The sequence below is a fragment of the Allofranklinella schreckenbergeri genome, from assembly GCF_003703475.1.
Classification (GTDB): domain Bacteria; phylum Pseudomonadota; class Gammaproteobacteria; order Burkholderiales; family Burkholderiaceae_C; genus Lampropedia; species Lampropedia schreckenbergeri.
The window spans coordinates 21,324-27,770 of record NZ_RDQM01000023.1 but is presented as its reverse complement, the minus strand read 5'-3'; the positions used below and the strand labels follow the sequence as shown (position 1 = coordinate 27,770).

Genomic DNA, 6,447 nt, shown 5'->3' with positions numbered 1-6,447 from the left:
CGCGTGATCGGCGATTGGATCGGCTTTTACAACCACCAGCGTCCTCACCAGGCGCTGGGCATGAAGACGCCCGCTGAGGCTTATGCTTTAGCGGCCTGACCTGTGCAGGTTCTGCTGGGTCAATACAGCTCAATGCCAACCTCAAGGCTGCGGTGACAAGCAAGGCGCCGAACCGGCGCAAAGGCCAGCTCAAGCTGGCCGCAGTCAGCCACATGAGACACCTGCAGAAGTCGCCTCAAAAGGTCAAGCAGTTCTTTCAAAAGGATTGCGTCAAATATGCGGCTTGAGGGATTTATTTGTTCAAGTTGTTTGATTTCTGCTCAATAAGGGGGGTGCCAGACGACTCTGTGCCTGAGGAGCAAGAATCTTTACTTATCCTTGGATTCATCATGATGAATGTCTCCGGCACAAGAAAGACGTGTTGAGAACCCACCGGAGTATTCCCCTCTTTCAAAGGGGCCGGAGTAAACGCGTTTTGTAAACCGATCCCGTAAGTCCGAAACGGGCTTTTCAAAGTTGTGAAAGACTAGTGCTGACAAGAAAAAAACCAAGATTAACCATACTAGCATTGCCAAAATGACCCAATAAAAATTAGGACTCCAGTGCATGGTTTCGAAGGCATGCAACATGAGGGCTAACAGTGGCATGTGGCATAGGTAAGAGGAATAAGCGTAGTCCCCCACCTTGGCTGAAATCCAGCGCGCAGCGCGCGAATTGCCTGGTAAGTTGCTCAACCATGGGAGTGCAAGTACTGTGGCGACTGATGGTGTGGTGATCAGAGCGAGATCATTTAACCGCCCGGCAGCCACGCTTTGCCAGTCTGTCAGTACAAAATGGCACATAGCAATTACAGACCCAAGAGTGAGTCCTAAGCCTATCAGTGCTTTGCGTCGTATGTTGCGAGTCCACCACTGGGGATGCCATCGGTTGAGTATGGCGGCAGCCACGCCCCAACCGGTTGCGTCTAGGTGCATAATGGTTACGCGCCTGACGTGTGCATCCCACATTAAAAAATCGGATGGTGCTGCATCGCAGAAGCGCAGAATGGTGGGAATGGTAATGAGCGTTAGGGCAACTGCCCAAAACTGGGCATGTCTGGGTAGACGAAAAAGCAGAGCTGTCAAGCCTAGTAACAGCGGCATTAAAAAATAAAACCATTCGTCAAGTGCTAATGACCAAGACTCGGAAAAGAAGTAAGGTTGGGTTTGTGCTGTGATCAGATTTTGTGAAAAAAATAAGAAAGATAGCTCAAACTCTCCATCGCCAATACCTAGCCAGGCAAATATTGCACTAACGAAGAGAAAAAGGTAATAGTTTGGCACGGTGCGGAACCAGCGCCGTAGCCAGAAGTCGCGAGCACTAAGCCACCACTGCGGCTGTGTTTCGAAGCTACGGATCATCATGGATCCAATAAGAAAACCACTGAGGACAAACAGCCATTCAATAGAAAATACAGCGCAAGCGCTCAGTGCAGCTGTCCATCCTTCCCACTTGACTAATCCTGGGGCGATGAAAAAGCCCAAAAATCCGTGGTTCATGAGCACTACGCTTATTGCCAGTGTGCGCAGCACATCTAAGCCAAAGTTGCGTTGAAAGTGCGTTTTGGCAAGCTTATTCATGTTCTAATGCAAGTGTTGTTTTTTTGCGGGCCTGTACTTGTGGTCTGCTCGGAATCTCTGCGCGGCGGGCCATGAAGCGGATTTGGGTGATCTGCCCGCTGCAAAGCCTTGCCGCCGGACCAGCGAGGTTCAGCGGCGTTTTGCGCCTTGCAGTCCACCCAAACCGCTTCTTGCTTACTCGAGCCGATACTTTCAACTGGCTCTTAGAGATATCCCTTTCGAGGTTTTTGCAAGAAGAGATTTTCACTCTCATCCTCCGAAGTGGGGAGATGAGCCAGAGAAGAGGGGATGCGCCTACGCCGTGCGCAAGCGCCCCGGCAGCCCCTCAGTCCAAGTCCCCCTTTCCCGCAAGCAGGAGAGGGAGTACTGGACGCTTGAGCAGGCTTTGGGGTAAGACATTGAAAGACATGACTCTTAGAAGCTCATTGAACGCGAGTCTTCTTGACTAATGTTATCTCAGCAGATTCGATATTGAGTGTGCTTTGCTTTATTTTGTTTGCTGTGTGTCCCATGATGCGCATATGGCAGGTGTTGGTAGGAGCTTGCTGTTTTGTGTATTTTGCTGGCTGCATATGCTTTGGGGAACTTTGTTGAGATGGAGTGATCCAGACGGCGGTGTCGGCGTTATACGTGATCGACTTGAATGTTGGCTTTTTTGAAAGGATTGCCATGACTGTGACTACTTCCTCTGCATTGGTGCCTTCTGCCAATGCCGGCAAGTGGCCGGCATTGCCAGCGTTGGGCAACTTGGATGCCTATATCTCGGCAGTGAACCGCATGCCCATGCTGACGCCGGAGGAGGAGTTACGTTATGCCCGAGCGTTGCGTGAACACAATGATGTGGAAGCTGCGGGGCGCTTGGTGATGTCGCATTTGCGTGTGGTGGTGGCTGTATCGCGCCAGTATGCGGGCTATGGTTTGCCGCAAGGGGATTTGATTCAAGAAGGCAATATTGGCCTGATGAAGGCGGTCAAGCGTTTCGATCCCGATCAGGGGGTGCGCTTGGTCAGTTACGCCATGCATTGGATCAAGGCGGAGATCCATGAGTACATTCTCAAAAACTGGCGCATGGTCAAAGTGGCGACAACCAAGTCACAGCGCAAGTTGTTTTTCAATTTGCGTTCGCTCAAGCAGGAAATCAAGGCGCACCAGGCGCTCAGTGACGGCGAGCTGTACCGCATCAGCTTGACCGATAGCGAGATCGATCAGGTGGCGGATCGTCTCAACGTCAAACGCGAAGATGTCATTGAGATGGAAACGCGCCTCTCTGGCGGCGATGTGATGCTGGATCCGACGCCTGCCGATGAGGAGAGCGGGCCTATTGGGCCTATCGCCTATTTGGGCGACCACTCGCATGAGCCTACAGTGGTGTTGGAGGCGCGTGAGCGCGATGCTTTGGCGACCGATGGCATTCAAATGGCGCTACAGACTTTGGATGAGCGTAGCCGTCGCATCGTGACAGAGCGCTGGTTGAATGTGAATGACGATGGCTCTGGCGGTATGACGTTGCATGAGCTGGCCAACGAATATGGTGTGAGTGCCGAGCGCATTCGCCAGATTGAAGTGGCGGCGATGAAGAAGATGCGCAAGGCCATGACGGCCTGATCCAGTGAACTGACCCAGTTAAAAACAACAAGGGCCACCCGATAAAGGTGGCCCTTGTTTTGCGTTCAGGTGTATGCATCACTGGGGTTGTGGCAGGTGCTCCTGTAGCTGCGTGCTGAGTGTTGCATCCCGGCGGAACTCAAAGGTTGAGGTAAAGCCGATTTGATCGGCTGTGCGGCGGATATCAGGTGAGAAGTGGCCAAAAGGAGCGGCGGAGTACACGATGGCTTCGGCCCAGCGATCCAAGGTCAGGTTGCCTGAGCTGTCCACGACTTCCGTGGAGAGCACGCTGCCGTCGTGGTTGATCATGACGATCATCAGCAATTGCCCGTAGAGCTTTTGTGTGCCTTGCCGGGGGAAGTTGCTGGTGCCGCGATCTTCAATGGAGCGGCGCACATGATCCAGATACAGCGCGGTGACGGAATCTTGCGTGGCTGGGCTGATAAAGCGTTTTTTGGGCCGTTCGTTTTCCTCTTTCACGCGCCGTTCCATCTCGGCGAGCTGCTGCACCAGCAACAGGCGCTTTTCTTCTTGGGCGATTTCCTCGGGGGTCAGATCGCTTTGCCGTGGGTCGGGCACGGGCAATTGGGCGACTTGTTCGCGCAGCTCGGCCAGCAGGCGGTTTTGGCGTTCTCTGGGGGTTTCTTGCTGATGCTGTGTTTCCTCTGCATCGGCGCCCATGCGGGTGAGGGCCGAGTATGGCGTGGGGCTGGTGGCGCGGCCACTGTCGGCGTCGCCGCCGCCCGCTAGCGCGACTTGCGCCAGGGCTTTGGCTTCTTCGGGCTTTTCCTCGGTTTGGGCGTTGACGAGGATGACCTCCAGCGGCTGGGCGCTGACCATGCGCTCGAAGGTCGCGGGGCTGACGAAGCGGATGGAGAGCACTACCGCATGCACCAGCACCGAGAGCATCAGGGTGATGGAAAAAATCGATTGATTGCGCAGTTGAGCAGGGAGTTTCACGGCAGCGATTATGCGGTGGGCGTAGCGGTGGCAGAGTCGTCTTCGGGCGTTAGATCGACGGCAATCGTCAAAGATTCTGAAAGCGTCGCATCCTCGTCATCTTCGCCTGCGCTGGCGTCTTGCGTGGCGCTATCCAGGCGGGCGATGACCGTGCCTGCAATATCCAGCGCCAGCAAATCCACATCGCCCAAACGCACGCGTACGCGGGCACCTCGGGCCAAATCCTGCGCGCCAAGCACGCGCAGCACCAGGGGTAGGGTGTCGGCGCGCACCAGCGGCGCTTCGCCGCTTTGGGCGTCTTTGATGAGTGTGGCGTCCAGTTCGGTGATGGCGTTTTGTTCCAGGTATTTGAGCGTCCAATAACGCTCCATATCGCCTTGATAGCGGTTATAGGCGGTGTAGGTGGCTTCAAAGGCGCTGATGATGGAAAACAGCTCCGCATCTTTGGGCTTGAAAGGGGCTGCCAGGGCGGCGGTCTGGCCGTTTTGCACGGCGGCGATAATTTGCCATTGGTTGAGCAGGTCCACGTAGCGGCGCAGGGGTGAAGTGCTCCAGGCATAGCACGGCACGCCCATGCCCGCGTGGGGTAGGGGCTTGGTGCCCATGCGCACTTTGATGCCGGGCGCCAGGCTGTATTGGCTGCGGTAGATGGCTGGCACGCCGAATTCGGCCAGCCAGCCGCCCCAGTGGCTGTTGGCGACGATCATGGCCTCGGCCACGATCAGATCCAGCGGCGCGCCGCGCCGGCGGGTGGTGATTTGCACGGTTTCTTCGCCCGTGGGGATATCGCCTGCTTGCTCCAGCAGGCGGAAGGTGTAATCGGGGCGGCTGAAGTTTTCGGGCTTGCCGCGGATCTCCTCGCGCCGCTGCTTGAGCGTTTGCGCCAGGCGGTACAAAAACGCCAGTTGCGGGCGCAGCGCGGCCAGTTCAGGCGGCACGTCGGCGGCCGCCTGTTCCTGGGTCTGTGTTTCGGCCCCTTGCAGCCATTCAGGGGTGACGATGTGGTCGATCTTGTCGTGGCGCAGGTTGTGGGTGGTGTTGACGCGCTCAATGCGCGTCTCGTGGCGCAGAGGGGTGAGGTCGGCGGCGCTGTAGGTGACGTACAGCGACAGCGCCGGGTTGGGGCGGCCTGCGTCCAGGGTGTAGGTTTGCACCAGCGCATCGGGCAGCATGGTCAGCTTGGCGCCGGGCATGTAGACGGTGGACAGGCGCGCGCGGGCGAGCTGGTCCAGCGCGTCGCCGGGGCGGATGGCCAGGCCGGGCGCGGCGATGTGGATGCCGATGGTGATTTCGTCGCTGCCCAGCCCTTGCACAGAGAGGGCGTCGTCAATCTCCGTGGTGTGCGAATCGTCAATGGAGAAGGCTTGCACCTGGGCCAAAGGCAAGTCGGCTGTGGGCGCGGGCGTTTGCACTTCGCCAAAGGCGTAGCCCTTGGGGAATTGGTCGAACAAAAAGCGCTGCCAGTGAAATTCGTAGGGCGAGCGGATGGCGCCGGCTTGTTGCAGCAGCGCCAGCGGGGCCAGTTGTGTCCTGCGCGCGGCTTCCACCACCGCTTTGTATTCGGGGGCGTTTTTGTCGGGCTTGAACAGGATTTTGTAGAGCTGGCGCTCGATGGGCTCGGGCGTGCTGCCCTGGGCCAGTTGCTGCGCCCAGGCGTCGATTTGCTGCTGGATTTGCTGTTTTTTCTCGATGGCGGCCAGGGCTTGTTTGAGCACATCCTCCGGCGCTTTTTTGAAGCGGCCTTTGCCCGCGCGGCGAAAGTAGTGCGGCGCTTCATGCAGGCGAAGCAGGGCGGCGACCTGGTGGGCGATGTCGGCATCGGCGCTGAAGTAGTCGCGGGCGAATTCGGCAAAGCCAAACTCGCCTTCTGGCGCGAACTCCCAGGCCAGATCCAGCTCGATTTGCGGGGCGATGGCGCGAGCGCTTTCCAGCAGAGCGGCGGGGGCGGGCTTGTCAAACGACAAAAGCGCGTTGGCTTTTTTGACCTTGACGCGCTTGCCGCTTTCCAGTTCGACTTGGGTGGAGGCGTCGGCCTCCGAGAGGATGCGGCCAGCCTGGAATTTGCCAGCCTCTTCAAACAATAAGTACATCGCGCCATTTTCTCATGGGCCTTTGGCTCTGCCCGGGCAGAGTGAGCGGGGCTTGTGGGCGTGTATTTGGTTTATCAATCAAAGTAAAATAAGTTTTAATTATATCAATGCCGAAATATGGTGATTTTCTTTCCTTTTGATTGGTAAAAAAAAGCCTGTTGCAGTGCTGTTCG

General features: G+C 56.7%; 6 protein-coding genes. 2 read left to right on the top strand and 4 right to left on the bottom strand.

The window, feature by feature from the left end; translation table 11 throughout:
• Positions 1 to 3 precede the first annotated feature (3 nt).
• Positions 4 to 99 carry an integrase core domain-containing protein gene (locus tag EBQ26_RS13205; RefSeq protein ID WP_238944160.1) on the top strand — a complete coding sequence of 32 codons (96 nt, stop codon included), beginning with the start codon at positions 4 to 6 and terminating at the stop codon, positions 97 to 99.
• A gap of 269 nt (positions 100 to 368) precedes the next feature.
• On the opposite strand, the gene EBQ26_RS12255 is transcribed toward EBQ26_RS13205, so the two are convergent.
• Together EBQ26_RS12255 and EBQ26_RS12785 are read right to left on the bottom strand one after the other, a co-directional pair.
• Complete coding sequence (locus EBQ26_RS12255) at positions 369 to 1,619, bottom strand: acyltransferase family protein (RefSeq protein WP_122239523.1); 1,251 nt, start codon at positions 1,617 to 1,619, stop codon at positions 369 to 371.
• Positions 1,612 to 1,866: a hypothetical protein gene (locus EBQ26_RS12785; RefSeq protein ID WP_147474065.1), complete on the bottom strand. Its 255-nt coding sequence runs from the start codon at positions 1,864 to 1,866 to the stop codon at positions 1,612 to 1,614. The genes EBQ26_RS12255 and EBQ26_RS12785 overlap by 8 nt, the downstream gene beginning before the upstream one ends.
• A gap of 422 nt (positions 1,867 to 2,288) precedes the next feature.
• On the opposite strand from EBQ26_RS12785, the gene rpoH reads away from it, so the two are divergent.
• Positions 2,289 to 3,224 carry an RNA polymerase sigma factor RpoH gene (gene rpoH, locus EBQ26_RS12250; protein WP_122239522.1) on the top strand — a complete coding sequence of 312 codons (936 nt, stop codon included), beginning with the start codon at positions 2,289 to 2,291 and terminating at the stop codon, positions 3,222 to 3,224.
• Positions 3,225 to 3,302: 78 nt separating this feature from the next.
• On the opposite strand, the gene EBQ26_RS12245 is transcribed toward rpoH, so the two are convergent.
• Both EBQ26_RS12245 and EBQ26_RS12240 read right to left on the bottom strand, forming a co-directional pair.
• Positions 3,303 to 4,184 (bottom strand): energy transducer TonB, encoded by an 882-nt coding sequence (locus EBQ26_RS12245; protein ID WP_122239521.1) that lies wholly within the window; start codon positions 4,182 to 4,184, stop codon positions 3,303 to 3,305.
• An 8-nt stretch (positions 4,185 to 4,192) separates the two neighbouring features.
• Positions 4,193 to 6,274 (bottom strand): ribonuclease catalytic domain-containing protein, encoded by a 2,082-nt coding sequence (locus tag EBQ26_RS12240; RefSeq protein ID WP_122239520.1) that lies wholly within the window; start codon positions 6,272 to 6,274, stop codon positions 4,193 to 4,195.
• Between the last annotated feature and the right edge of the window lie 173 nt (positions 6,275 to 6,447).

Excerpts from the sequence above, each read along its gene's own strand:
- EBQ26_RS12240 (WP_122239520.1), bottom strand. The coding sequence starts at position 6,274 with ATGTACTTATTGTTTGAAGAGGCTGGCAAATTCCAGGCTGGCCGCATC.
- EBQ26_RS12255 (WP_122239523.1), bottom strand. The coding sequence starts at position 1,619 with ATGAATAAGCTTGCCAAAACGCACTTTCAACGCAACTTTGGCTTAGAT.
- rpoH (WP_122239522.1), top strand. The coding sequence starts at position 2,289 with ATGACTGTGACTACTTCCTCTGCATTGGTGCCTTCTGCCAATGCCGGC.